Genomic DNA, 22,671 nt, shown 5'->3' on the forward strand with positions numbered 1-22,671 from the left:
TCGCACCTAAAGAGGACCCATGATGGAACCCAGGCCCGAGGTCACCCAGACCGCCCAGACGGAACAGGACGGCCGCACCACCCGCATTCCCATCCACGAGTGGACCGTGGAGGTGGTGGCCGGTCCGGATAAAGGCAAGAAGGTCACCAGCCAGGACGGGCTGGTACGCGTGGGCTCGGACCCCGCCAGCGACCTGGTGCTCACCGACAGCACGGTGAGCCGCCGCCACCTGGAGGTGGAGCGCACCTCACGGGGGCTGCTGCTGCGCGACACCGGCAGCCGCAACGGCACCTTCCTCGACGGACGGCAGGTGGTGCAGGCGTACCTGTCCAGCGGAGACAAGGTGGAGCTGGGCAAGACGAAGCTGTCCGTGAAGGTGGCGCCCCGCCCCACCGAGGTGGAGGTGGCCGGCGCCGAGTCCTTCGGCACGCTGGTGGGCGCCTCGGAGAAGATGCGCTGGGTCTTCGCGGAGCTGCGCCGCATCGCCCGCGAGGACATGAGCCTGCTCATCGAGGGTGAGACGGGCACCGGCAAGGAGCTGGCGGCGCGCGCGGTGCACCAGCACTCGGTGCGGCGGCACGGCCCCTTCAAGGTGGTGGACTGCAACCTCATCTCCGAGGAGAAGGCCGAGCGCGAGCTGTTCGGCGGCCTGCGCGCGGGGGAGAACGAGGACCGCGAGGCGCGCGGCGTCTTCGAGGCGGCCCGGGGCGGCACCCTCTTCCTCGACGAGGTGGGCGAGCTGCCGCTGCAGGTGCAGGGCAAGCTGCTGCGCGTGCTTGAGACGCGCGAGGTGCCCTCGCTGGACGGGCAGCCGGTGGCGGTGGACGTGCGCGTCATCGCCTCCACGCACCGCAACCTGGAGGAGGACGTGCGCCAGGGCCGCTTCCGCGCGGACCTCTACTTCCGGCTGGCGGTGGCGCGGGTGCGCCTGCCGCCCCTGCGCACCCGGCGGGAAGACCTGCCCGCCCTGGCCCAGGCCCTGTCCCAGACGCTGCGCGCCAGCGTGACGCTCACCCCGCAGACGCTGGCCCTCTTCGAGGGCTACGACTGGCCGGGCAACGTGCGCGAGCTGCGCAACGTGCTGGAGCGCGGCGCCCTCATGGAGGAGACGGGCAACAGCAGCTGGCTGGACTTCCTCGCGCAGCCGTCGCGCCGGGAGGAGGGCCAGGCCCCCGCCACCAACGTGTCCGCCATCGTCACCAACATGCCGTACCACGAGGCCAAGGACCGGGTGCTCGCCGACTTCGAGCGCTTGTACTTCGCCGAGGTGATGCGCACGGTGGGCTTCGACATGAAGGCCGCCGAGCAGCGCACCGGCCTGTCCATGCAGAGCCTCTACCGACTCTTGAAGAAAAACGGGCTTCGCCTCAAGGACCTCAAGAACGCCGAGGGCCTGGAGAAGTAGAAGCCCGGACGCAGTCCCCACCCCCAGGGAGAACAACCGCATGTTGCGTCGTCTTGCCGTAGCCTCCTTCGCTCTCACCGCCGCCTGTGCCGGAACGCAGAAGACCGATGCCGCCGTCACCGGCGCGGACGGGCAGCCCATGACCAAGGAGGAGAGGGTCAAAATCACCAACCAGCCGCCGTTCGACCTCGTCTCCTGCTTCCCGCGCGAGCTGAAGATGCCGGAGCAGAGCAGCCAGGGCGTGGTGCTCGGCGCGCTGCTGTCCGCGCGCCCGCAGGTGCAGGAGTGCCTGGTCGACCCGAAGAATCGCGGCCCCGCGGCGGCGACGAAGCTGAGCGTGAAGACCACCCTCACCGACCAGGGCGCCACGCACGCCCTCACCGGGGAGAACCTCACCCCCGAGGGTCAGGCCTGTATCCAGAAGGTGCTGGACACGCAGGTACAGCCAGCGGCGCTCGCCAAGGGCGCTCAGCCGGTGGAGGCCACCATCCCCTTCGAGCACTCCGCCAGCGGCCTGAACTCCGTCACCTTCGGCATCAACGAGGGCTCGGACTTCACCGGCGCGGTGCGCCTGGCGCAGCCGGGCTGGTGTGAGTGCTACGCCAACTTCAAGGACAAGGTGCCCCCGACGCTGACGGCCAAGGTGAAGCTGGTGAAGGCGCAGCAGACGCCGGCCGAAGTCACCTTCGAGCCCTCCGGAGTCACCGAGGGCGACCAGCTGGCCGCCTGCCTCCAGCCGAAGATTGCCGCGCTGCCCGCGAAGCTGTCCTCCGACGAGCTGAGCTTCAGCTATCGCTTCGTCCACTTCAACTCGCAGGCCTCCGAGGAGTCCTCGGCCACCCTGGCCCCCGAGCTGCGCTTCCTGCAGCTGGACCTGGTTCGCACGCAGCGCGCGGCGGACCAGGCCATGGCCGACGGCGCCCGCGGCCCCGCGGCGCAGGCGTTCGCCACGGTGGTGGACCGCTACCAGAAGACCAAGGACTGGAAGCTCTTCGACGAGCTCGAGCGCACGTGCAACGCCCTGGTGGCGGCGGACACCCGCGTCACCGAGGCCACCCAGGGCCGCCTGACGACGGAGCAGGCCGCGCTGACCATCGCCCAGGAGATGAAGGTGAAGGACGCGGAGGGCTGGTCCGAGGCGGAGGCCGCCACCCAGAAGAACCTGGACGAGACGCAGAAGGAGCTCGCCGAGGCGCAGAAGATCGCCACGCAGGACAAGGGCGCCTGCCCGAAGAAGAGCTACAAGAAGTAGCCAGGGCCCGCGGCAGGACCGCGGCCTGGAGAAGCACGAAGGCGTGGGTGCCCGGATTCCGGCGCCCACGCCTTCTGTGTTTCAGGGGTGCTGTCTCCCGCCGGAGGGGGCCCGCGAAGGGCCCCCGGGACTTCAGGCCGCGGAGACCTTGTCGTCGTTGGCGGCGCCGGCCTCGCGCATGCGCACGCTGACGAGCTTGGAGATGCCCGGCTCCTCCATGGTGACGCCATAGAGGGTGTTGGAGATCTCCATGGTCCGCTTGTTGTGGGTGATGAGGATGAACTGCGACTGCTTGCTCATCTCCTTCACCATCTCGTTGTAGCGGCCCACGTTGCCCTCATCCAGCGGCGCGTCGACCTCGTCCAGGAGGCAGAAGGGCGTGGGCTTGATGAGGAAGATGCCGAAGATGAGGCCCACGGCGGTGAGGGCCTTCTCGCCACCGGAGAGCAGGTTCATGCTCTGCAGCTTCTTTCCGGGCGGCTGGGCGACGATTTCCACGCCCGGCTCCGCGTTGGGCCCCTCGCTGGTGAGGACGAGGCTGGCCCGCCCGCCGCCGAACAGGCGCGGGAAGATGGCCTGGAACTTCTCGTTCACCACGTCGAAGGTCTGCTTGAAGCGCTCGCGGCTGGCGGCGTCGATGCGCTGGATGGCCTCCTTGAGCTGCTCGATGGACGCCTGCAGGTCCTTCTTCTGCGCGTCGAGGAAGTCGTAGCGCTTGGAGAGCTCCGCGTGCTCGTCGATGGCGGTGAGGTTGATCTCCCCCATCTTCTCCACCTGGGCGCGCAAATCCTTCAGCTCGGCCTCGGTCTCCGGAGCCAGCGCCGGCAGCAGGTGGAAGTTGTGCAGCTCCAGCGCCAGGTCCACCTGGTGCCGCTCGCGGATGCCCGCGGACAGGTGCTCCAGCTCCAGGGCAATCTCGCGCTCGCGCAGCGAAATCTGCGACAGCCCCTGCATCAGCTCGTCCACGCGCCCGCGCAGCTCGCGGAACTGCGCGTCCTGCTCACGCACCTCGGCGGAGGCCGTGGTGTGCGCGGCCCGGCGGGACTCCAGGCCCTCGGCGGCCAGCCGGTGCTCGTCGGCGCGCTTCGCCAGGCCACCCTCGGTGTCCGTGATTCGCCGCTCCAGCTCCTCGGAGCGCGAGCCGCCCTCCAGCACGGTGGCCTGGAGGCGGGTGATGCGCGTCTCCATGTCCTTGCGCTGGGTGACGAGGCTCTCCAGCTCCTTGCGCGCGGACTCGCCGCGCTCGCTGCCGGCCGCCACCTTGATGCGCAGGCCCGTCAGCTCGCCGTTGGCCGTCTCCGAGCGCTGGCGCAGGGACTCCTGCTCCCCCGCCAGCTGCTTCACGCGCTCCTCGCGGCCCTCGCGGTCCGCCTGGCCGTGCGCCACCTCGCCGCGGCTCGTCTCCTCCTCGTGGGCCAGCGCGCTGTGGCTCTGCGCCAGCTGCGCGTCCTCGGACTCCAGCGCCCGCACGCGCTCGCGCACCCGGGCCAGGTCCTCGCCCGCCTTGTGCAGGTCCTTCTCCTGGCTGGCGAGATTCACCTCCTCGGCGTGCTGGTTCTTCGCCAGCCCCTTGAGGACGCTCTCGGTGTGCCCCATCTGCTTCTGGAGCGTGTAGTGCCGGGTGAGGATTTCGTTGTAGCGCTCCTCCACCCGGGCCACCTCGGTGGCCAGCTCGGCGATTTCGCGCTTCTTCTGGAGCGCGCCCACCGCCGCGCCCTCGCGCTCACCACCGACGATGGTGCCGTCCGGCCGGAACACCTCGCCCTCCTGCGTGACGAGCGTGCACGCGGGGCCACCGGCCTCCGAGTACGCCCGCGCCACGGCGAGGTCCTGGACGATGACCACGTCGCCCAGCAGCAGCTGCACCAGGGGCCGCAGCGAATCCTCGCACGTCACCTCGCGTGGGGCGTGGGCCAGCACGCCGGGGCGGCTGAAGTCCGGCTCCAGCGCGGGCGGCAGCGAGTCCAGCGCGGGCACGGGCAGGAAGCTGCCCCGCCCTTCCGCGTGACCCTTGAGGTACTCCACCAGCTCCACGCCCTTGTCGCGGCTCTCCACGATGACGTGCTGGAGGCGCTCGCCCAGGGCGGCCTCCACCGCGCGCTCGTAGCGCTGGGTGACGGAGAGGACGTCGGCCACCAGACCGAAGATGCCCTGCTCCCGGGCCACCGTGCCGGCGCGCATCATGACGGCGCGCACGCCCCGGTCGAAGCCGTCGTAGTTCTTCTGGATGTCCTCCAGGGACGACAGGCGGCTGCGCTTGTCGCTCAGCTCCTCGCGCAGGGCGATGACCTGGATTTCGTTCTCCGTGAAGTCGGCCCGGGTGCGGCTGAGGGCGTCCTCCTCCTGCCCCTTGCGCTCGGCCAGCTCCGCCGCGAGGTGGCGGGTGTCCTCCACCCGCTTCGCCACGTCACCGCGCACCGCCTCCAGCTGCGACTCCTGCGCGCGCAGCGTCTCCAGCTCGCCCTGGAGCTTCGCCCGGCGGGCCTCCAAATCCGTGCGCTGGCGGGCGAGGTTGACCAGGTTGCTCTCGTGGTTGGCCAGGCGGCCCGCCACGGCCACCAGCCCGGCGCGCTCCTGCTCCAGGCGCAGCGCCACCTCCGTCTGGAGCTGGGACACGCGGCGCAGCTCCTCCTGCGCCACCTGCATCGCCACCTCGTCTTCCTTCCACGAGCCGGCGATGCCCGACAGCTCCGCCTCGCGCGCGGCCATGGCCTCGGCCATCTCCGTCTGCCGCGCCAGCAGCCCGTCCAGCTCCACCTTCGCCGCGTCCACGCGGGCGCGCGTCTCCTCCATGTCGCGCTTGCCGTACGACAGCTCCTGCGTGTCGCGCTGCACGCTGCTCTCCAGCGCGTGCACCTCGGCGGCGAGCGCCTGGAGGGCGGCGGCCTCGGCCTCCAGCTCGGCGCGGCGGCGCGTAATCCCCTCTTCCAGGTCCTTCACCCGGTCCAGGCTCTCGCGCTCCTCCGTGCCCAGGTTCTCCAGGCGGGACTTGAGGACCTGCTTCTCCGCCAGCAGCTCCAGGTGGCGGTGGCTGGCCGCGTGCAGGTCGATGTCCCGCATGCGCGCCTTGAGCTTCTTGTACTTCTCCGCCTTCTTCGCCTGGCGGGACAGCGCGTCGAGCCGCTTCTCCAGTTCGTTGGTGATGTCCGTGACGCGGAGGAGGTTGGCGTCGGTCGCCTCCATCTTCCGCTCGGCGGCCTTGCGGCGCGCCTTGTACTTGGTGACGCCCGCGGCCTCCTCCAGCAGGTGGCGCCGGTCCTCCGGCTTGCTGGAGACGATGAGGCCGACGCGGCCCTGCTCGATGATGGAGTAGGCCTTGGTGCCCACGCCGGTGCCGAGGAACAGCTCGGTGATGTCCAGCAGGCGGCACAGCGTCTTGTTGATGAGGTACTCGGAGTCGCCGTTGCGGAACAGGCGCCGCGTCACCGTGACTTCGGAGAAGCCCTGGTACTGGGGCGCGAGCTGGTCCGTGTCGTCCACCAGGAAGGTGAGCGACACCTCCGCCATGGACAGGGGCTGCTTGTTCTCCGAGCCGTTGAAGATGACGTCCTCCATGCCGCGGCCACGGAGGTTCTTCGCGCTCTGCTCACCCATCACCCAGCGGATGGCGTCCACGACGTTGGACTTGCCGCAGCCGTTGGGGCCGACGATGCCCGTCACGCCTTCGTCGAACGTGAAGACGCTCCGTTCCATGAAGGACTTGAAGCCGGTGATGTCCAACCGCTTGATTCGCATGCCAGCGGGCTCCTGGGAGACGCACGGAGTACGGGGGAATAAAACGAGCGCGAGGCCGAAAACTCGGCTCCGGAACGATCAGCAGGAGTACCAGTCGCCCCCCGGGCGATCAAGCGTGACCATGCCTCAGGTGGCCATACGTTCGGCTGCTTGCCCTTCAACAGGGCAGGCTTGGCGTACGGACGGCCGTTCCGTGGGGTTGCAAAGTGGGAGCCCCACCCTACCTTCCAATTGCTTTTTCCGGAGGTTGCCTACGTTCCAGCCCTTTCTCGCCATGTCGCTCCTCATGGGAGCGACCCCTACGCCGGACGTAGCACCCCGGTCTGACACGGCGGCGGTCGAAGCCCCGGCCGCCTGCCCCAACCCGTATTTCCCGCTGGAGGACGGCCTCAAGCTGACCTACCGGGCAGGCAAGTCCTCGGAGATGGTGCTCTCCACCCAGGACGTGACGCCGGTGCCGGAGGGCCTCAAGGGCACCGTCGCGGTGAAGCTGAAGAACCGGCAGGGCCAGACGGAGGCCACCTGCACCTCCGAGGGCATCCGCACCGGCCTGGGCGGCCTGGAGGGCACCCTGCTCTCCGCGTCCGGCATGGACGTACAGGTGGTGAGCGCCGAGGGCGTGGCCGTGCCCGCGCCCGCGACGATGGTGCCGGGAGGGACGTGGAAGAACAGCCTCTCCGTGAAGCTCCAACCGCCCGCGGGCAAGACGGGGGGCATCCGGCCCACCATCGCCACCACGTTCGACAAGGAGGCCACGGTGGTGGGCGAGGAGGAGGTGACGGTGGCCGCCGGCACCTTCAAGGCGCTCAAGGTGAAGAACATCACCACCGCGCGCTCCAGCCGGCCCGGCTCCCAGGGCCGCTCCATGGAGAGCTTCATCTGGTTCGCCCCCGGCGTGGGCATCATCAAGCTGGAGACGGCCGGCAGCACGGACCTGGAGCTGCTCAAGGTGGAGCGCCCGGAGCCGCCCAAGGCCGCCAGCAAGACGAAGTCGCTGAAGAAGGCCGTGGCGGAGAAGAAGGACCCGAAGGGCTGAAGCGCCCTACGACGACTCGCTCGATGACACCGGCGGTGTCTCTCCCGAGGAGGACGCCGCCGGAGTCTCCGAGGACGGACGCGGGGCCGGGGTGGCGCGCGTCTGCGGCTCCACCGTCACCCGCACCACGCGCGGCCCGTCGACCTCCTCCACGAGGATGCGCCACATGTCGAGCTTGAGGCTGTCCCCCTTGTCCGGGACGCGCCCCAGCCGGGCCATGAGGTAGCCGGCAATCGTCGTCACCTCGCCCTGCTCGTCCTCGTCCAGGTCGAAGTTGACGTCCAGCCGCTCTTCCAAATCGTCCAGCTGCGTGGTGCCCGGCAGCTCGAAGCGGCCGCCCGGCAGCGCCCGCACCTCGTCCATCCGCCGGCCCAGCTCGGCCACGTCGCCCACCACCTCGGCCACCACGTCGGAGATGGTGACGAGCCCGGACGTGCCGCCGTGCTCGTCCACCACCAGCGCCGTCTGCCGGCGCCGGCGCCGGAACTCCGCCAACAGCTGCTCCAGCGTGGCGTTCTCCGGGATGAAGAGCACCGGCCGCTGCACCTGGGCCAGGCTGCGCAGCTCCCCGCGAGACAGCAGGAAGAACAGGTCCTTCGCGTTGACCAGCCCCTCGATTTCATCGAGGTTGCCGCGGCACACCGGCAGCCACGTGTGCCCCGCCGCGCGCGCGTCCGCGATGCACTTGTCCAGCGGCTCCTCCACGTCGAGGAACTTCACCTGGTTGCGCGGCACCATCACCTGGCGCGCCGTCTTCTGCGCCATCTCCAGCGCGCGCTCCAGCAGCTCCGCGCGCGCCGTCGTAATCGCCCCCGCCTGCGCCGAGCTGTGCAGGATGACGCGCAGCTCGTCCTCGCTGTGGGCGTCATGCGACTCGCCCACCGAGTGCAGGCCGAAGAGGCGCAGCACCCACGCCGCCAGCCCGTTGAGCAGGACGATGAACGGGTAGAAGAGGAAGTAGAACATCCGCATCGGCAGCGCGACGGCGAGCGTCGTGGCCTCGGCGCGCTGAATCGCCAGGCTCTTGGGCGCCAACTCCCCGATGACGATGTGCAGGAAGGTGATGATGCTGAAGGCGATGACCACCGACACCGTGTGGGCCAGCGTGGTGGCGGAGCCCTCCGGCACCAGCCCCACCAGCACCGGCTCCAGCAGCTTCGCGAAGGCCGGCTCACCCAGCCAGCCCAGCCCCAGCGACGCCAGGGTGATGCCCAGCTGCGTGGCGGAGAGGTACGCGTCCAGGTGCTCCACCATCTTCAGCGCGGTGGAGGACCCCGGCGCGCCCTCATCCACCAGCGCCTGGATGCGCGTGGCGCGCACCTTCACGATGGCGAACTCCGTCGCCACGAAGAACCCGTTGGCCAGCACCAGGAGCAGCGCCAGACCGAGGAACACCCATTCCATTCCCATGGCGCTGGCTCAGAACAGGGCTTCGAAGTCGGGGTCGCCCTTGAGGGCGTCGAACATGGGGTCCGTGGACAGCCACCCCAGGACCTTGGGCCGGTCCGCCGCCAGCGACTTCTGGAGGTACTGGACGGCGTCCTTCGGCCGCCCCCAGAGCGCGAACAGCGCGGACAGGTTGTAGTTGAGCAGCAGGTCCTCGGGGTTGAGGGCCCGGGCCCGCTCGTAGGCGCGCTCGGCCTCCGCGTAGAAGCCCTTCTGCGCGTAGCAGATGCCCAAATCCAGCTGCGCCTCGAAGTTGTCCGGCTCCAGTCGCACCACTTCCTTCAGCTGGGTGATGGCGGAGCGGTAGTCGCCCTCGTCCATCATCAGCGCCGCCAGCTCGTGGCGGGGGAAGGCGTCCTGCGAGTCCAGCTCGATGGCCGTCTGCAGCTCGCGCATGGCCTCCTCCACCCGGCCCTGGTCCGCGTAGGTGAGGCCGAGGTTGAGGTGCGCGTCGGGGTACTCGGGGTCCAGCTCGATGGCTTCCTTGTACTCCTCCACCGCCATCTCCCCGGCGTGGGTGGAGAGGAAGCAGGCCAGGTTGTAGTGCGCCGTGGCGCTCTCCGGCTCCAGCTTGAGGGCGGTGAGGTACTCGGACAGCGCCTCGCGGAAGAGCTTCTTCTCCGCGTAGACGGTGGCCAGGTTGTCGTGGGCGTGGGCCGAGCTGGGGTCCAGGTCGATGGCCTTCTTGAACTCCTTGATGGCCTCGTCGAGCCACCCACGGTCCGCCAGCTCGATTCCGCGAGTGTTGTGCTCGTCGGAGAGAGCGATGTTGTCCTTTTCCCGGGCCATGAGAGCGCCGGCCAATCTACGCGTCGCGCAATCAAGGGTGCAAGGTAGAGTTTCCCCCCGCCCATGCGCCACGCCGCCCTCCTGCTGCTCCTGTTCGCCGCCTGTCATCCGCGCCCCGTCCCCCCGACGGAGCCTCCGCCGGTACCGGACACCCCCCCCGCTGCGTCCGTCGAGGACGCGGGCGTGGCCGCCCTCCCCGCTTTCCCGGCAGCCGGAATACCGGACGCGGGGCTGCTGACCGAGGCACCGGACGCTGGCCCGGCTGCCCGTCCCATCACCCTGGTGGTGGGCGGCGACGTGACGCTGGGCCACAACCACCAGACGTACTTCGACGCCGAGGTGGCCAAGGGCCGCTCGCGCGAGGAGATGCTCGCCTACGGCTTCAAGGAGGTGAAGCCGCTGGGCGACGCGGCGGACCTCTTCGTCGTCAACCTGGAGTGCCCCTTCACCGAGGGCGGCGAGAAGCTGGCCAAGAACTTCAACTTCCGCGCACGGCCGGAATTGGCGGGCGCGCTGGTGGCCGGCGGCGTGGACGTGGTGAGCCTGGCCAACAACCACCTGATGGACTTCGGCGCCCAGGGGCTGGTGGACACGCTGGTGACGCTGGAGGCGGCGCGCATCCCCTACTTCGGCGCGGGGCGGAACCTGGCCGAGGCGCGCCGTCCCGCCATCCTCACCGTGGGCGGGGTGCGCGTGGCGCTCCTCGGGTACTTCTTCCTCGGCGAGCGCAACATCGAGCCGCCCGAGGTCTACGCCACGGAGACGACGCCGGGCGTGGCCGGGCACTTCTCCGACGTGGACGCCATGGAGCGGATGCTGCGCGAGGACGTCCTCGCCGCGAAGCAGCAGGCGGACGTGGTGCTGCCCTTCTTCCACTGGGGCCGCGAGGGTACCTACTCGCCGGAGCCGTACCAGGTGCGGCTGGCCCACGCGGCGATTGACGCTGGCGCCAGCGGCGTGCTGGGCAGCCACCCGCACGTGCTCCAGTCCATGGAGCTGTACCAGGGCGCCCCCGTCGTCTACTCGCTGGGGAACTTCGTCTTTGGTGGGAACTGGAACCCGCGCGACAAGCGCAGCGCGCTGTGGAAGGCCCGCTTCGGGCCCGGCGGCTACCTCTCCAGCGAGGTGCTGCCCCTCCGCTCCGACCGCTACCCGGAGCGTCCCTTCCAGCCGGTGCCCGTGACGGGTGCCGAGGCGGAAGAGGTCATGCGACTGCTGGCCAGCTCGTCGAAGGGCGTGGAGCGGATGCTGCCCGAGCTGGAGCCGTGGGCCCGTACGCCTCCCTCCCCCGAAGCACGAGGGAGGGAGTAGCCGGCCAACTAGACCTTGTTGTTGGACTGGCCCTTCTTGGCGCGGCTGCGGCGGCGCTTCAGCTGGGCCTTCCGGCCCTTGGCGCGGTTGGCGACCTTCTTCTTGGAACGATTTCCCTTCTGGGCGGGCATGTGGAAGGACTCCGGGTAGGTGATGTGAAACCGACCGCCAGTGGCGGTGAGGGCGGCCCTTCTTTCATGCGACCGCCCAGGCAGCCAAGGATTTTCTTGACTCCGCCCACCCTTGCCAGAGGGCGGACAAAGGGGCAATACCCCCCGGAACAACGATGATTGACAAACTCGAAGACGTCGAGCGCCGGTTCGAGCGCCTCACCGCCGACCTGTCGAACCCCGACGTGCTCGGCGACTCGGCGAGGCTCCAGAAGGTCTCCAAGGAGCGTGCGGGCCTGGAAAAGCTGGTGGACACCTTCCGTACCTACCGGAAGGTGCTGGCCGACCTGAACGAGGTCGAAGCCTGGTTGGGCAGCTCCGACCCGGACGAGAAGGCCTATGCCCGCGAGGCCCTGCCCGGCCTCAAGGAGCAGCGCGAGGCGCTGGAGTCCCAGCTGAAGCTCCTCCTGCTGCCCAAGGACCCCAATGACGAGAAGAACGTCATCCTGGAGATTCGGGCCGGCGCCGGAGGCGACGAGGCGGCCCTCTTCGCCGAGGAGGTCATGCAGATGTACCTCCGCTACGCCGACCGGCGGGGCTGGAAGTCCGAAATCATCGACATGAGCGCGGGCAACGCGGGCGGCGTGAAGGACGCCACCCTCACCCTGTCCGGCGACGCGGTGTTCAGCAACCTGAAGTACGAGTCCGGCGTGCACCGCGTCCAGCGCGTGCCGGCCACCGAGACGCAGGGCCGCATCCACACCTCCACCATCACCGTGGCCGTCATGCCGGAGGCCGAGGAGGTGGACGTGAAGATCAACGAATCGGACATCGACCGGCAGGCCATGCGGTCCACCGGTGCCGGCGGCCAGAGCGTCAACACGACGGACTCCGCGGTGCGCCTGACGCACCGGCCCACGGGCATCGTCGTGAAGTGCCAGCAGGAGAAGAGCCAGCTCAAGAACTACAACATGGCGCTGCGCATGCTCCGGGCGAAGATCTACGAGATGGAGCTGGAGCGGCAGCGCACCGAGCGCGACTCCACGCGCCGCTCGCAGGTGGGCACCGGCGACCGCAGCGAGAAGATCCGCACCTACAACTTCCCGCAGGACCGGCTGACGGACCACCGCATCGGCCTCACGGTGCACAACCTGCCGGGCATCATGACGGGCGGCATCGACGACGTCATCACCGCGTGCCGGACCTTCTACCAGGCCGAGGCGCTCAAGGCGCAGACCGGCGGCGGCCCGCGGCCCGCCTCTCCCGACGCATGAGCGGCGAGACCTGGACCATCCGCAAGGTCCTCACCTGGACGACGCAGCACTTCGAGAAGCGTCAGGTGGACTCTCCCCGGCTCACCGCGGAGGTCCTCCTGTCCCACGTGCTGCAGGTGGGCCGCGTCCGGCTGTACGTGGACCTGGACCGCCCGCTGTCCAAGGAGGAGCTGGGCACCTTCAAGGCGCTCATCGAGCGGCGCCTCGGCGGCGAGCCCACGCAGTACCTCACCGGCGTGCGCGAGTTCTACAACCGCGCCTTCAAGGTGGACGCGCGGGTGCTGATTCCGCGCCCGGAGACGGAGCTGCTCGTCGAGGCCGCGCTGCGCATGCTCCCCAAGGACGCGCCGTCGCGGGCCCTGGATGTGTGCACGGGCTCGGGCTGCATCGCCATCAGCCTCGCGGCCGAGCGCCCCCAGGCCACGGTGGTGGCCACGGACCTGTCCCCGGACGCGTGCGCGCTGGCCCGGGAGAACGCCGAGGCCCTCAAGGTGTCGGACAGGGTGACGGTGCTGCAGGGGGACCTCTTCTCCCCGGTGCCCCCGGACGCCCGCTTCCGGGTGGTGGTCTCCAACCCGCCCTACATCGACACCGCGGAGATTCCCACCCTGTCCCCCGAGGTCCGGCGCGAGCCGAAGCTGGCGCTCGACGGAGGGCCGGACGGGCTGGTGGCCATCCGCCGGGTGGTGACGGGTGCGCGGCGCTGGCTGGAGCCTGGCGGGCTCCTTGCAATGGAGATTGGCGAGACACAGGGCCCCGCTGTCCTGGAGCTCCTGCGGGCCGCGGGTTACGCGGATGCGCGCGTGGAGAAGGACTTGGAGCGGCGGGAGCGAATGGCTTTTGGGACACAGCCCGCGGCTGACGGGCCACAGGGCTGAAGAAGCAGGGAACCATGGACAAGATCGTGATGAAGGGCGGCCAGGAGCTGCACGGTGAGGTGCAGGCCTCGGGCGCGAAGAACGCGGCGCTGCCCATCCTCGCCTCCGCGCTGCTGGCGGATGGCACCTCCACCTACCGGAACGTGCCGGACCTGGCGGACGTCGGCACCATGCTCAAGGTGCTGCGCACCATGGGCTGCGACGCGGAGCGGCTCACCGCCCGCAAGAAGGACATCTGCCAGGTGGGGGTGAATGGCCACATCCACCCCGAGGCCCCCTATGATTTGGTGAAGACGATGCGCGCCAGCGTGCTGGTGCTGGGGCCGCTCGTCGCCCGCTTCGGCCGGGCCCGCGTGTCCATGCCGGGCGGGTGCGCCATCGGCGCGCGCCCCATCGACCAGCACCTCAAGGGGCTCAAGGCCCTGGGCGCGGACATCCACCTCACCGAGGGCTACGTGGAGGCCCGGGCGAAGCAGCTCAAGGGCGGCACCGTCAACTTCGACGTCATCACCGTCACCGGCACGGAGAACGTGCTGATGGCGGCGGTGCTGGCCAAGGGCCGCACCGTCATGGAGAACTGCGCCCGCGAGCCCGAAATCGAGGAGCTGGCCCGCGTCCTCAACAAGATGGGCGCGCGGATTGAAGGCGCCGGCACGTCCGTCATCACCGTCGACGGCGTGGAGGGCCTCAAGCCGGTGGAGCACGCCATCCTCCCGGACCGGATTGAGGCGGGCACCCTGCTCGTCGCGGCGGCCATCTCCGGCGGCAACGTGCTGGTGAAGCACGCGGTGCCCGAGCACCTGGAGGCCGTGGTGGACAAGCTCCGCGAGGCCGGCTGCACGATTACCGCGGAAGGGGGCGGGCTGCGGTGCAAGGCCCCTCGCACCCTCACCTCGGTGAACATCAACACCACCGAGCACCCCGGCTTCCCCACCGACATGCAGGCCCAGCTCATGGCCCTCATGTCCGTCAGCCAGGGAACGTCCGTCATCAGCGAAAACATCTTCGAGAACCGGTTCATGCACGTGCCGGAGCTGCACCGGCTGGGGGCGGACATCACCATCCAGGGCCACACAGCGGTGGTGAAGGGGGTGAAGGGGCTGAGCGGGGCGCCCGTCATGGCCACCGACTTGCGGGCGAGCGCGTCGCTCATCCTCGCGGGCTTGCGGGCCGAGGGGCGCACGGACGTCAGCCGCGTGTACCACCTGGACCGGGGCTACGAGCGCCTGGAGCGCAAGCTGCGGAGCCTGGGCGCGGACATCCGGCGGGTGAAGGCGAAGGCCTGAGGGGACGGAGGAAAGGGGCAGGGAGACGGCGCGTTGCCAACAGAAGCGGCGACGTGGGTTGCATCCGAATTTTCGTGCGACCTATCATTCTCCGAACCACTGGGGAGCGACCCTCCCCCATTGAAGGAGATTGACCGTTCCCATGGATTGCCCCAGCTGCAACGTCGAGATGACCGATCTCGAGGGGGAGGATTTGACGTTGCGAAAGTGTGGAGATTGCGGCGGCCTCTGGATTGACGTCGCGGACCTGAACCGGGTCCTGCTCCACAACAACCTCCCCGGGCTGGAGAGCCAGGGCGGCAAAGTCGATGCGCAGGCACTGACCGGTCAGTGCCCCGAGTGCCAGGTGGACCTCGTCCGTGTGGACGGCGGCGACCGCCAGCACCCGCTCCACTACGACACGTGTGAGTCCTGTGGTGGCATCTTCCTGGAGTCGGAGTTCCAGGACGCCAGCGACGTGAAGGTGGCCGTCGAGGAAATCATCGCCTTCTTCCGCCACTTCAGCGCCAAGAAGAAGCTGGCCGCCCTCTAGGCGACCCGCTTTCCAGGGGCCCGGCTTCCGGCGCGGTGGCCCCGCTGTCTCAGGGCCTGCCGCGGAACTCGCGGCCCCAGTCTTCCGCCAGGGGGCCTTCCACCTCAATGGACGCCTCCGGCACCCGTACGCCGTCCTCCCCGCCCTTCTGGAGGCGCAACGTCACCCGTCCGCGCTTCGGCACCTCTACTGTCAGTTTGCTTCCGGACAGCGTGTACGTCCCGGTGACGGACGTGGGCCCCCCACCCTCCAGGGGCTCGCGGGTGTAGCGGTACGTGCCGTCCATGTAGAAGGACAGGAAGCTCTCGGGCGCTCCCTCCAGGCCGCCGAACCAGGTGCCCAGCAGCGGCGCCAGGCGCGCGTCGTACTTCAGGCGCGAGGCCAGCCAGGTGCCGTTGAGGGCCTTGCCGCCGGAGTAGAAGACCAGGTCGGTGATGCAGACGGGGGCCTCCTCCTCCGTGCCGGGGAAGCGGTCCACGACTTCCAGGATGAAGCGGGCGCCCCGGAGGGGCTGGCTGAGCGGCACGGCCTGGAGGCCGCGCTTGTCCTCCACCTTGAAGCTCCGGGCGGCGTCCACGCTGGTGAGGGTGAACTTCTTCGCCCGGCCCCGCGCCTTGAATGCGGCCCGGTCCGTGCCGTCCCCCGTGTAGACGCGCACCTCGTCCACGGTGACGACGTCCTTGAAGCCGAGGGTGATGGGCGCCGGGGACTCGCCGGGGGCGCACCACGCGGTGGTGTCGCGCCCGTCGAGGAGGTTCAGGGGCCCATAGCGCTCGGGCCGGGCCTTGCGCTCCAGCCAGTCGGACGTCTCCACATAGCCCGGGGGGACGTTGGAGGTGGCGGTGGCGGCGGTGGCAAGCAGGAGGGAGGCGAGGAGCAGGCTTCGCATGGGGGTGCATCTTTGATCGCCACCCGAAGAGGCTCCAATCGCGGATGAAACCGCCCGCGCGGATGTTGGGGCGCTTGACACCGGGTCTCCGCGCGGAAGGATGGCGGCCCGTTCTGGAGGAGACCGTGATGCGACGTTGGGGGTGGGGCTGTGTGCTGGCGGCGATGCTGGTCGCCTGCAAGGAGGACAAGGCGCCGGAGGTCCAGGACGCGGGCCCGGTGGAGACGGGGCCCACCTCCCTCACGGAGCAGGAGCCGAATGAGCGGCCGGACCAGGCCCTCTCGCTGACCCGGGACAGCACCGTGACGGCGGACCTGGCCGCGCAGCCGAACAAGGCGGACGAGGACTGGTACCGGCTGGCGCCCTCCGCCGCCCGCGTGGCGGACGTCACCGTGTCCGGGCTGCCCGGCGGTGACATCACCCTGGAGGTCTACGACAGGGACCGCAACCGGCTGGCCGCCATCAACAGCGAGGGCGAGGGCAAGCCGGAGCGCTTCCCCAACCTCTTCGTGGAGGGCGAGCGCTGGGTGCGCGTGGTGCCCGCGCGCAAGGGCGTGGGCGGGGCCTACACCCTCGAGGTGCGGATGCGCGCGCCCAATGACGGCGAGGAGCGCGAGCCCAATGACCGGGCCGTGGACGCGGCCCCACTGCCGCTCGGCCAGACGGTGACGGCCTTCCTGGGCCACGCCGGGGACGAGGACTGGTACCGCATCGAGCTCCCCGAGCCTGCCGCCCCCGGTGGCACGGCCCCCGGCACGGAGGGCACCGCGCCCGCCCCGGGCACCGAGCCCGCTCCCGAGGGCGCCGCCCCCGCGCCGGAAGGCGCCGCGCCGGCTCCCGGTGGCGAAGGCACCATGCCAGCCCCGGGCTCCGAGGGTGGCACCGCTGCGGGCGCTCCGCCCTCCCCTGCCCCCGAGGGCACCTTCGCCGGTGGCGAGCCGCCTCCCCCCGCTCCCGCCCCCGAGGGCCAGGACGCTCCGGGCGAGGTGGGTGGCGCGGCGGCCGCGCAGGCGGCACAGGCGCAGGCCCAGGACGCCGGGACCGTGGTGCCGCCCGAGCCTCCGTCGGTGGCACTGAAGATCGACCTGTCGGGCGTGGAGGGCGTGCGGCCGGAATTGTCCGTGCTGTCGGCGGCGGAGGCGCCGCTGTTCACCCTGCGAGGCCAGGAGGGCGCGCCGCTGTCGCTGCGCAACATCGGCGTGCGCGCCACGGACCGCGTCGTCTACGTGGTGGTGAAGGGAGGCTGGGTGGGCACGGGCAAGGAGGCCCGCCGCACCTTCAGCGCCACCGCGCCGTACACGCTCACGGTGACGCAGGAGGAGGCCGGAGCCAACGCGGAGTTGGAACCCAACGACGAGCTGTATAAGGCCACGCCGCTGACGGCCGGGGGCTACCGCGAGGGCTTCCTCTCCCCCAAGGGCGAGCTGGACCACTTCGTGCTGCGGACCACGGAGCCGGTGCTGGCCAAGGTGGAGCTGTCCGGCGTGGAGCGCCTGGACCTGGTGCTGTCCATGGTGGAGCCGCCGCAGGGCGACGGGGAGAAGGAGACGGTGCTCCTGCGCGCCAACGACGGCGCGGTGAAGGAGCCCGAGCGCCTCAACAACGTGGCCTGCAACGGCAGCTGCTGGTTCCGGGTGGAGGGCGCGTCGCGCAAGGTGGACGGCAAGTGGGTGAAGGACTTCGAGAACGCGGAGCAGCCCTACCGCATCAGCATCACCACGGTGCCGGACAATGGCGGCGAGGAGCGCGAGCCCAACAACACCGCGGACCGGGGCCAGGACTTGACGCCGGGCAAGGCGGTGCGCGGCACGGTGTTCCCGGTGAAGGACACGGACTTCTACCGGTTGGATTTGTCCGACCGGCCGGTGCGCACGTCCATCAAGGCCACCCTGCTGGGCATCCTGAAGGTGGACGTGGGGCTGTACCTGCACCGCGTGCAGCCGGACGGGAAGCTGTCGCTCGTGCAGACGGCCGACCGCGCGAAGGGCGACCAGCCGGAGAGCATCCGCTACAGCGCCGAGCCGGGCGTCTACGTCTTCGAGGTGCGCGACGCGAAGAACCGCGAGGCCAACTTCCAGGACCCCTACCAGCTCACTGTCGAGGAGGGGGAGTAGCCCGACACTTCCCGTTGACAAGGCGCGGGGCCTTCCCTACTTTGGCCCTGCTTCGCCCGCGGTGGTAGCTCAGTTGGTAGAGCACGAGCTTCCCAAGCTCGGGGTCGAGGGTTCGAATCCCTTCCGCCGCTCACTCATAAAGGCCGGTAGTTCTTGAGGAAACTCGGGACTACCGGCCTTCGTGTTTGCGGGCCTCGGGGCGTCTTGCAGCAAGGATGCAGCAAACGGCGCGAAGCCGCTCCCGCCGCTCCCCTCCCCGGCTCGCGCCTGCTGCACCTCCGGCGGCTGCTGCCAGGAGGCAGGAGCGAAGGACAGCTTGTTGATCTCCTGGCGCAGGTAGGCCGGGTCCATATGGGCGTAGCGCCGCATGGTGAGGTTGGGGTCCGAGTGCCGCAGGACGCTCGCCACGGCCGCCGGGCTCGCCCCGGACTGGATGAGCAACGAGGCGCAGGTGCCGCGCAGGTCGTGGAAGCGCAGCCGGCGCGGCTTCGGCTTCGTCCAGAGGCGCATGGCGCAGCGGGGGCAGCGCTTCGCCTCGGCCTCGTCCGCCTCCTCCTGGTAGCCACACCCCTTGCGGCGGCAGATGAGCTTCCAGCCACTGACGATGCCAGCCCGCCCCAGGGCCCGCTGGAGGATGGCCTGGGCCTTGAAGTCCCGGCGGCGCATGGAGCCGTCCGGTGCCGGGAAGAGCAGCTCGGAGAGCGACGCCGCGCTGGCCTGCTGGAAGTACGGGACGGCCTCCTCCGCTATCGGAATCACGTCCGCGCGGTTCCCCTTGGTGGTGTCCCGGTCATGGGAGCGCGCAACGGTCAAGCGGCGCGCCTCCAGGTCTACGTCCTCCTTCCGGAGCGCGAGCAGCTCGCCCTTGCGCAGTCCGGTGTAGATGGCCACCGCGAACAGGGGGCGCAGGTCTGGGCTCAGGGCCGCCAGGAGGCGCGGAACCTCCTCCGCTCGCAGGTAATCGTACTGCCGACGGGGAACTCGCCGGGTGTCCACCATCAAGGCGGGATTCTCGCCGGCCCACTTGCCTGCCTTACGGGCCTTGTTGAGGGCGCGGACCAGATAGCCCCGGAGGTGGTTCAAGCTCTGCGGGCCGAGCGCCTGGGCCTTGCCCTGCAACCACGTCTCAATCCTCGCGGCGGTCAGCTCCCTTACGGGCAGGTGTCCAATCTCGGGCGCGATATGCAGCCGGAGCGCTCGCAGGGTGGGCTCATAGGACGGCCGATCCTTGAGGTACGTGTCGCAGTACCAGCGCACGACCTCCTCGACCGTGAGCGCTACCCCGCCGTCCTCAAACGAGCGGGGTTCCAGACCGAGCCGTTCCCGCTCGGCCTTCCGCTCCAGTTCCCCCGCGATGCGCCGGGCCTCGGTCTTCGTGCGCGCCTGGGTCACCTTGTCGCGCCACCGTCCCCCCGCATCCTTGAAGCGCAGGTACCACTTGCCCGCTTTCTCGTAGACGCTCGCCATGGCTACCGCCCTCCCTTCCGGCGTGCTGGCTTCGCGGGCGTGGCGTCCGTGCGCGCGAGATAGCCCCGGGCAGTCAGCCACTCGGCCAGGATGTGGACCGCCATGCCGGAGGAGGTGCGCAGGTCTTCTTGCGCCGCCTGTGCGAGGGCTTCTTTCACCGTCGCAGGCAGTCGAAGGTTCAAGGTCGAATCTCTCTTCATGGGGTCAGTGTAACACAAGTGGCAGCAAGCCTTATGGGGTGGGCTTCCGGGGAAGCGGAAGGATGCGGGCAGGGGGCGAACGCTCCCCCCGTGCCCAGGCGCGCACCGCCTCTGGCTCGAAGCGCACGAGTCCACCGATACGCAGGCACGGCAACATGCCCGCCTCGGTCTTCTGGTACACCCACGAGCGGCTCACCTTGAGGAAGCGGGCAACGTCCTGCGCCGTCCAGAGCGGGTCGGGATGGCTGCTCATGGCTCGCGCTCCTTGGCAGTAGTGCCCGAAGCCGGGACATACTTCGCTTCTTTCGCTTTCTCCGCTGGAGCGGGACCGTGGAACCAGCGCTCGGTCGGGCGGCCCCCGGTCGGCTGAATTTCCATGTGGGCCAACCGAGCATCGGAGAGAGTGCCCAGGGCCGCATCGAGGTCTGCCTTCGCAGCATGTCCCTTGAAGAGGCTCGCCATGTCGGACCGAGTCAGACCCTCGGGTCGCTCCCGGAGTGCGTCGAGGATGCGGTTTGCCTTCCGGTCTTGCAGGGCATCACCGAACACATGGCGGGCGCTGTCTCTCGTGTACTGCATGAGCGCCAGGGCGGCGGAGAGATGCTCCTCGTCGATAGCTCTCGCCTCGTCGAGCAGCGCGTAGAGCAACGAGAGCCTCACGACCTGCGCCTCAGCGCGCGACGTGGCCTGACCGAACATCCCGGGCTCGTCGCTGGAGAGCGACTCATAGACCTGGAACCAGTGCCTCCTGGCTGCTTCCGTCCTCTTCAACTCCCCCACGTCCTGAGCCCAACGCAGAACGTTGGTGAGGCGCGAAGAAAGAGAAGAAAGCGAACTATCTCCGAGGCTCCCGCCCTCGGGCAGGAACTTGGAACGGCGCGCGAACACCCACAGGAAGCGATTCGCGAGGCCGTTGGCCATGTCCGTAGCCGAGAGCAACGCTCGCAGTTCGGGAATCGTGATGTGCGTCACAACGGACACGTGCGCGTCAGTCGCTCTCAGGGGTGTTCTCTTCGTAAGCACCTGGAGCGAGCCTGAATCCCACGCCTCGCGAAGGACCGAGGAGAGGCTGTTCCCCTCACGGTTCATCCGGCGGAGGACGGAAGCGAACTCCGACTCCACGACCATCAACCGCTTGTCGGTGACACCAGAGTCCTCAGAGTCCTCATCAGAACCATCGCGAACGGCATGGATGAGGCCCTCACCTGAGCTGAGGCCCTTTTGAAGGCGGGGGCTCCACTCCGAGTCGGCAGCATCCAGAACCCGCTCCACCCATGACCAGGAGGTTCCCTTTCTGGCCTTGGAACTCTGGCCAACGATGACTGCGAAAAGGTTGGTGTGGTGCCACGACGCCTCGACCTTGAAGCGCGGGGACCGCCCCAGCGCGTTGCCCACGGCGACCAGGAACTGAACCAGGATGGCGGCGGGATCGGCCTCGGTATGTGGCTCGATGACGCGCACGAGTTCCCCAGCCAGGCCGTGGAGAGCGCTCGTTTGCAGCGCCGGAACCTTGGGGGGCGGCTCCAGCCCCGGTGGGCCCTTGGTCGCGGAAGCCCGCCCCCTCCCCTGCCCCATCCACTCTGGCAAGGCGGACCTCATTCGTCCCCCTTGCGGTCGGCGCTCGGGAGGAGTCGGAAAGAGGGGCCGGCCCCATTACAGTCGCGACGCCTCTTGACGGGTGCTGGCTTGAGCCCCGCCTCTTCAAGCGCCGCGAGGGCGCGGTACTTCGCGAGGCCCCGCACAGGGAGTCCCTCGTAGACCTTGCGAATCGTGGCTGGGCACACGCTTGCGCGCACTGCCAGCCGCCTCAGGGTTGCACTATCGAGCTTTGATGCCATCGGCGTCTCCTCGACAGGTGAAAGACCCGCCAGGGACACGCCAGGAACCGCTGTCATTTCCGCCGCTTAGGACGACATCGTAAGCGCCTTACGCCATCTCAGCCCGCCCCCCGTTTCCGCTTCCGGCCCCTACCTGCCTGCATCTCCTCCACAAGCTCCGGAGTCACGTCGTAGCTTCGATGGGAGAGGGCATCGTCCATTTGAAGCATGGCCTCCTGGGAGGGGCAGAAGCGGCCGGCATTGCAGACCTTGCAGGACCGCATATGGCGCCGAAGCCGGTCTGCGGCCCGCTTTGCGGCCGTCTCCGCCGCCGAGCGCCCGTTCCCGACCTTCTGACGGCCTCGATTCCGCTGACGCGCGGAGCAGTTATCGGAGCAGTAGCGCTGCCGCTTATCGCGTCGCGCGAACGAGCTGCCGCACTCCGGGCAACGCATGACCTCGCCGCCCAGCCGGCTCCATGCTGGAAGAACCTCTTCACGGTAGAAGTCGGCGTACTGAGCAGGCGACACGAGCGCCCAGCCAAGCGCGCTCGCGCGGGCGCGCAGTTCCGGCACCGCGAGCCCTTGCGCGTTGCCTACTGCCTGCGCCACGACGGCATCCAAGACGACATCACACAGGCGCTCGTCGGAATCCGGAGCACTGAGAAACTTTCGCTGCGCTGTCGGGATGTGCTTCGCAATCCACTCCAACACTTCGAGGGGCGAGAAGGAGGTCGCAGCAATCACGTCAGCTTCAGCTTCAGCGGGCCGGCCGGGCACGCGGTTGCGCCGGGGCGCGCGGTGGTCCTCGACTCGGCGCGCGTGCCGTCTGACGGCATCCGTGACTCGCGCCTCAAGAATCCGCATGTTCGGCGGCGGCGCGGTGCTCCCCTTGGGATTGCTACGCCGCTCGCCAATCCACGACCTGAGCGCCTCAAGGTTCCAGGCTGCCTCGACGTCTGCGCGCAGTTGAGCGCTTTGCTCGGAGCCAGAGTTCTGCCTCCGGCCGGGTGTCGTCGGCTGCTGCTTCGGCATGGCGCCCCCAGGCGCTCCCCAGAAAGAGAAAGGGGCGCGGGCTGCCACGTTTGGGGGAACCGTGACCGGCTGGCCGGCCGTGCCCGCGCGCTGCTC

The 22,671-nt window shown here is 69.4% G+C and carries 18 protein-coding genes, 1 tRNA gene and 1 pseudogene; 10 read left to right on the forward strand and 10 right to left on the reverse strand.

Annotation, left to right across the window (positions count from 1 at the left end; all coding sequences use genetic code 11):
- The first annotated feature begins 22 nt into the window (after positions 1-22).
- Both G4D85_RS44485 and G4D85_RS44490 read left to right on the forward strand, forming a co-directional pair.
- Positions 23-1,405 carry a sigma 54-interacting transcriptional regulator gene (locus tag G4D85_RS44485; RefSeq protein ID WP_164020532.1) on the forward strand — a complete coding sequence of 461 codons (1,383 nt, stop codon included), beginning with the start codon at positions 23-25 and terminating at the stop codon, positions 1,403-1,405.
- Between the two features lie 40 nt (positions 1,406-1,445).
- Positions 1,446-2,657, forward strand: a complete 1,212-nt coding sequence (locus G4D85_RS44490) for a hypothetical protein (RefSeq protein ID WP_164020452.1) — start codon at positions 1,446-1,448, stop codon at positions 2,655-2,657.
- Between the two features lie 132 nt (positions 2,658-2,789).
- Here G4D85_RS44490 and smc read toward each other — a convergent pair whose 3' ends face one another.
- A complete protein-coding gene (gene smc / locus G4D85_RS44495) occupies positions 2,790-6,392 on the reverse strand; it encodes a chromosome segregation protein SMC (RefSeq protein ID WP_164020454.1) in 3,603 nt (1,200 codons plus the stop codon).
- 286 nt (positions 6,393-6,678) lie between these two features.
- Between smc and G4D85_RS44500 the strand changes: the two genes are divergently transcribed.
- Positions 6,679-7,428 (forward strand): TapB family protein, encoded by a 750-nt coding sequence (locus G4D85_RS44500; RefSeq protein WP_164020456.1) that lies wholly within the window; start codon positions 6,679-6,681, stop codon positions 7,426-7,428.
- A 6-nt stretch (positions 7,429-7,434) separates the two neighbouring features.
- Here the strand turns inward: G4D85_RS44500 and G4D85_RS44505 are convergent, their stop codons facing one another.
- Positions 7,435-8,838, reverse strand: coding sequence for a hemolysin family protein (locus G4D85_RS44505; RefSeq protein ID WP_205525984.1), 1,404 nt, complete (start codon positions 8,836-8,838; stop codon positions 7,435-7,437).
- 9 nt (positions 8,839-8,847) lie between these two features.
- Positions 8,848-9,663: a tetratricopeptide repeat protein gene (locus G4D85_RS44510; RefSeq protein WP_164020458.1), complete on the reverse strand. Its 816-nt coding sequence runs from the start codon at positions 9,661-9,663 to the stop codon at positions 8,848-8,850.
- Positions 9,664-9,726: 63 nt separating this feature from the next.
- Here G4D85_RS44510 and G4D85_RS44515 point away from each other — a divergent pair, with 63 nt between their 5' ends.
- On the forward strand, positions 9,727-10,974 hold the full coding sequence (locus G4D85_RS44515; protein ID WP_164020460.1) for a CapA family protein: 1,248 nt from the start codon (positions 9,727-9,729) through the stop codon (positions 10,972-10,974).
- Between the two features lie 8 nt (positions 10,975-10,982).
- On the opposite strand, the gene G4D85_RS50515 is transcribed toward G4D85_RS44515, so the two are convergent.
- Entirely contained in the window at positions 10,983-11,105 is a 123-nt protein-coding gene (locus tag G4D85_RS50515; RefSeq protein ID WP_013941470.1) for a hypothetical protein, read from the reverse strand.
- Positions 11,106-11,260: 155 nt separating this feature from the next.
- Here G4D85_RS50515 and prfA point away from each other — a divergent pair, with 155 nt between their 5' ends.
- The 4 genes from prfA to G4D85_RS44535 all read left to right on the forward strand — a co-directional run bounded on the left by prfA (position 11,261) and on the right by G4D85_RS44535 (position 15,054).
- Complete coding sequence (gene prfA, locus G4D85_RS44520; protein WP_164020462.1) at positions 11,261-12,358, forward strand: peptide chain release factor 1; 1,098 nt, start codon at positions 11,261-11,263, stop codon at positions 12,356-12,358.
- Positions 12,355-13,236, forward strand: a complete 882-nt coding sequence (gene prmC / locus G4D85_RS44525; RefSeq protein ID WP_164020464.1) for a peptide chain release factor N(5)-glutamine methyltransferase — start codon at positions 12,355-12,357, stop codon at positions 13,234-13,236. The genes prfA and prmC overlap by 4 nt, the downstream gene beginning before the upstream one ends.
- 14 nt (positions 13,237-13,250) lie before the next feature.
- Entirely contained in the window at positions 13,251-14,522 is a 1,272-nt protein-coding gene (gene murA, locus G4D85_RS44530) for a UDP-N-acetylglucosamine 1-carboxyvinyltransferase (RefSeq protein ID WP_164020466.1), read from the forward strand.
- Between the two features lie 142 nt (positions 14,523-14,664).
- Complete coding sequence (locus tag G4D85_RS44535) at positions 14,665-15,054, forward strand: zf-TFIIB domain-containing protein (RefSeq protein ID WP_164020468.1); 390 nt, start codon at positions 14,665-14,667, stop codon at positions 15,052-15,054.
- A 49-nt stretch (positions 15,055-15,103) separates the two neighbouring features.
- Here G4D85_RS44535 and G4D85_RS44540 read toward each other — a convergent pair whose 3' ends face one another.
- Positions 15,104-15,943, reverse strand: coding sequence for a discoidin domain-containing protein (locus G4D85_RS44540; protein ID WP_205525985.1), 840 nt, complete (start codon positions 15,941-15,943; stop codon positions 15,104-15,106).
- Positions 15,944-16,071: 128 nt separating this feature from the next.
- Between G4D85_RS44540 and G4D85_RS44545 the strand changes: the two genes are divergently transcribed.
- Positions 16,072-18,057, forward strand: a complete 1,986-nt coding sequence (locus G4D85_RS44545; RefSeq protein WP_164020470.1) for an ABC transporter substrate-binding protein — start codon at positions 16,072-16,074, stop codon at positions 18,055-18,057.
- Positions 18,058-18,115: 58 nt separating this feature from the next.
- Positions 18,116-18,188 (forward strand) — tRNA-Gly (locus G4D85_RS44550).
- Between the two features lie 274 nt (positions 18,189-18,462).
- Here the strand turns inward: G4D85_RS44550 and G4D85_RS50945 are convergent.
- The 5 genes and pseudogenes from G4D85_RS50945 to G4D85_RS44575 form a co-directional block, all read right to left on the reverse strand.
- A pseudogene (locus G4D85_RS50945) lies at positions 18,463-19,524 on the reverse strand (tyrosine-type recombinase/integrase); the annotation flags it as partial.
- A gap of 2 nt (positions 19,525-19,526) precedes the next feature.
- Positions 19,527-19,706, reverse strand: a complete 180-nt coding sequence (locus G4D85_RS44560; RefSeq protein ID WP_205525986.1) for a ribbon-helix-helix domain-containing protein — start codon at positions 19,704-19,706, stop codon at positions 19,527-19,529.
- A gap of 49 nt (positions 19,707-19,755) precedes the next feature.
- Positions 19,756-19,977 carry a helix-turn-helix domain-containing protein gene (locus G4D85_RS44565; protein ID WP_164020474.1) on the reverse strand — a complete coding sequence of 74 codons (222 nt, stop codon included), beginning with the start codon at positions 19,975-19,977 and terminating at the stop codon, positions 19,756-19,758.
- Positions 19,974-21,185 carry a DUF3987 domain-containing protein gene (locus tag G4D85_RS44570; protein WP_164020476.1) on the reverse strand — a complete coding sequence of 404 codons (1,212 nt, stop codon included), beginning with the start codon at positions 21,183-21,185 and terminating at the stop codon, positions 19,974-19,976. Before G4D85_RS44570 ends, G4D85_RS44565 begins: the two co-directional genes overlap by 4 nt.
- Positions 21,186-21,660: 475 nt before the next feature.
- Positions 21,661-22,575, reverse strand: coding sequence for a hypothetical protein (locus tag G4D85_RS44575; protein WP_164020478.1), 915 nt, complete (start codon positions 22,573-22,575; stop codon positions 21,661-21,663).
- Positions 22,576-22,671 lie beyond the last annotated feature (96 nt).

The sequence above is a fragment of the Pyxidicoccus trucidator genome (assembly GCF_010894435.1).
Taxonomy (GTDB): domain Bacteria; phylum Myxococcota; class Myxococcia; order Myxococcales; family Myxococcaceae; genus Myxococcus; species Myxococcus trucidator.

Bases quoted from the DNA above. Each gene is read 5' to 3' on its own strand.
- G4D85_RS44575 (WP_164020478.1), bottom strand. From the start codon at position 22,575: ATGCCGAAGCAGCAGCCGACGACACCCGGCCGGAGGCAGAACTCTGGC.
- G4D85_RS44485 (WP_164020532.1), top strand. From the start codon at position 23: ATGGAACCCAGGCCCGAGGTCACCCAGACCGCCCAGACGGAACAGGAC.
- G4D85_RS44535 (WP_164020468.1), top strand. From the start codon at position 14,665: ATGGATTGCCCCAGCTGCAACGTCGAGATGACCGATCTCGAGGGGGAG.
- G4D85_RS44490 (WP_164020452.1), top strand. From the start codon at position 1,446: ATGTTGCGTCGTCTTGCCGTAGCCTCCTTCGCTCTCACCGCCGCCTGT.
- G4D85_RS44515 (WP_164020460.1), top strand. From the start codon at position 9,727: ATGCGCCACGCCGCCCTCCTGCTGCTCCTGTTCGCCGCCTGTCATCCG.
- G4D85_RS44510 (WP_164020458.1), bottom strand. From the start codon at position 9,663: ATGGCCCGGGAAAAGGACAACATCGCTCTCTCCGACGAGCACAACACT.
- prfA (WP_164020462.1), top strand. From the start codon at position 11,261: ATGATTGACAAACTCGAAGACGTCGAGCGCCGGTTCGAGCGCCTCACC.
- prmC (WP_164020464.1), top strand. From the start codon at position 12,355: ATGAGCGGCGAGACCTGGACCATCCGCAAGGTCCTCACCTGGACGACG.
- G4D85_RS44500 (WP_164020456.1), top strand. From the start codon at position 6,679: ATGGGAGCGACCCCTACGCCGGACGTAGCACCCCGGTCTGACACGGCG.
- G4D85_RS44565 (WP_164020474.1), bottom strand. From the start codon at position 19,977: ATGAGCAGCCATCCCGACCCGCTCTGGACGGCGCAGGACGTTGCCCGC.
- murA (WP_164020466.1), top strand. From the start codon at position 13,251: ATGGACAAGATCGTGATGAAGGGCGGCCAGGAGCTGCACGGTGAGGTG.
- smc (WP_164020454.1), bottom strand. From the start codon at position 6,392: ATGCGAATCAAGCGGTTGGACATCACCGGCTTCAAGTCCTTCATGGAA.
- G4D85_RS44505 (WP_205525984.1), bottom strand. From the start codon at position 8,838: ATGGGAATGGAATGGGTGTTCCTCGGTCTGGCGCTGCTCCTGGTGCTG.
- G4D85_RS50515 (WP_013941470.1), bottom strand. From the start codon at position 11,105: ATGCCCGCCCAGAAGGGAAATCGTTCCAAGAAGAAGGTCGCCAACCGC.
- G4D85_RS44545 (WP_164020470.1), top strand. From the start codon at position 16,072: ATGCGACGTTGGGGGTGGGGCTGTGTGCTGGCGGCGATGCTGGTCGCC.
- G4D85_RS44540 (WP_205525985.1), bottom strand. From the start codon at position 15,943: ATGCGAAGCCTGCTCCTCGCCTCCCTCCTGCTTGCCACCGCCGCCACC.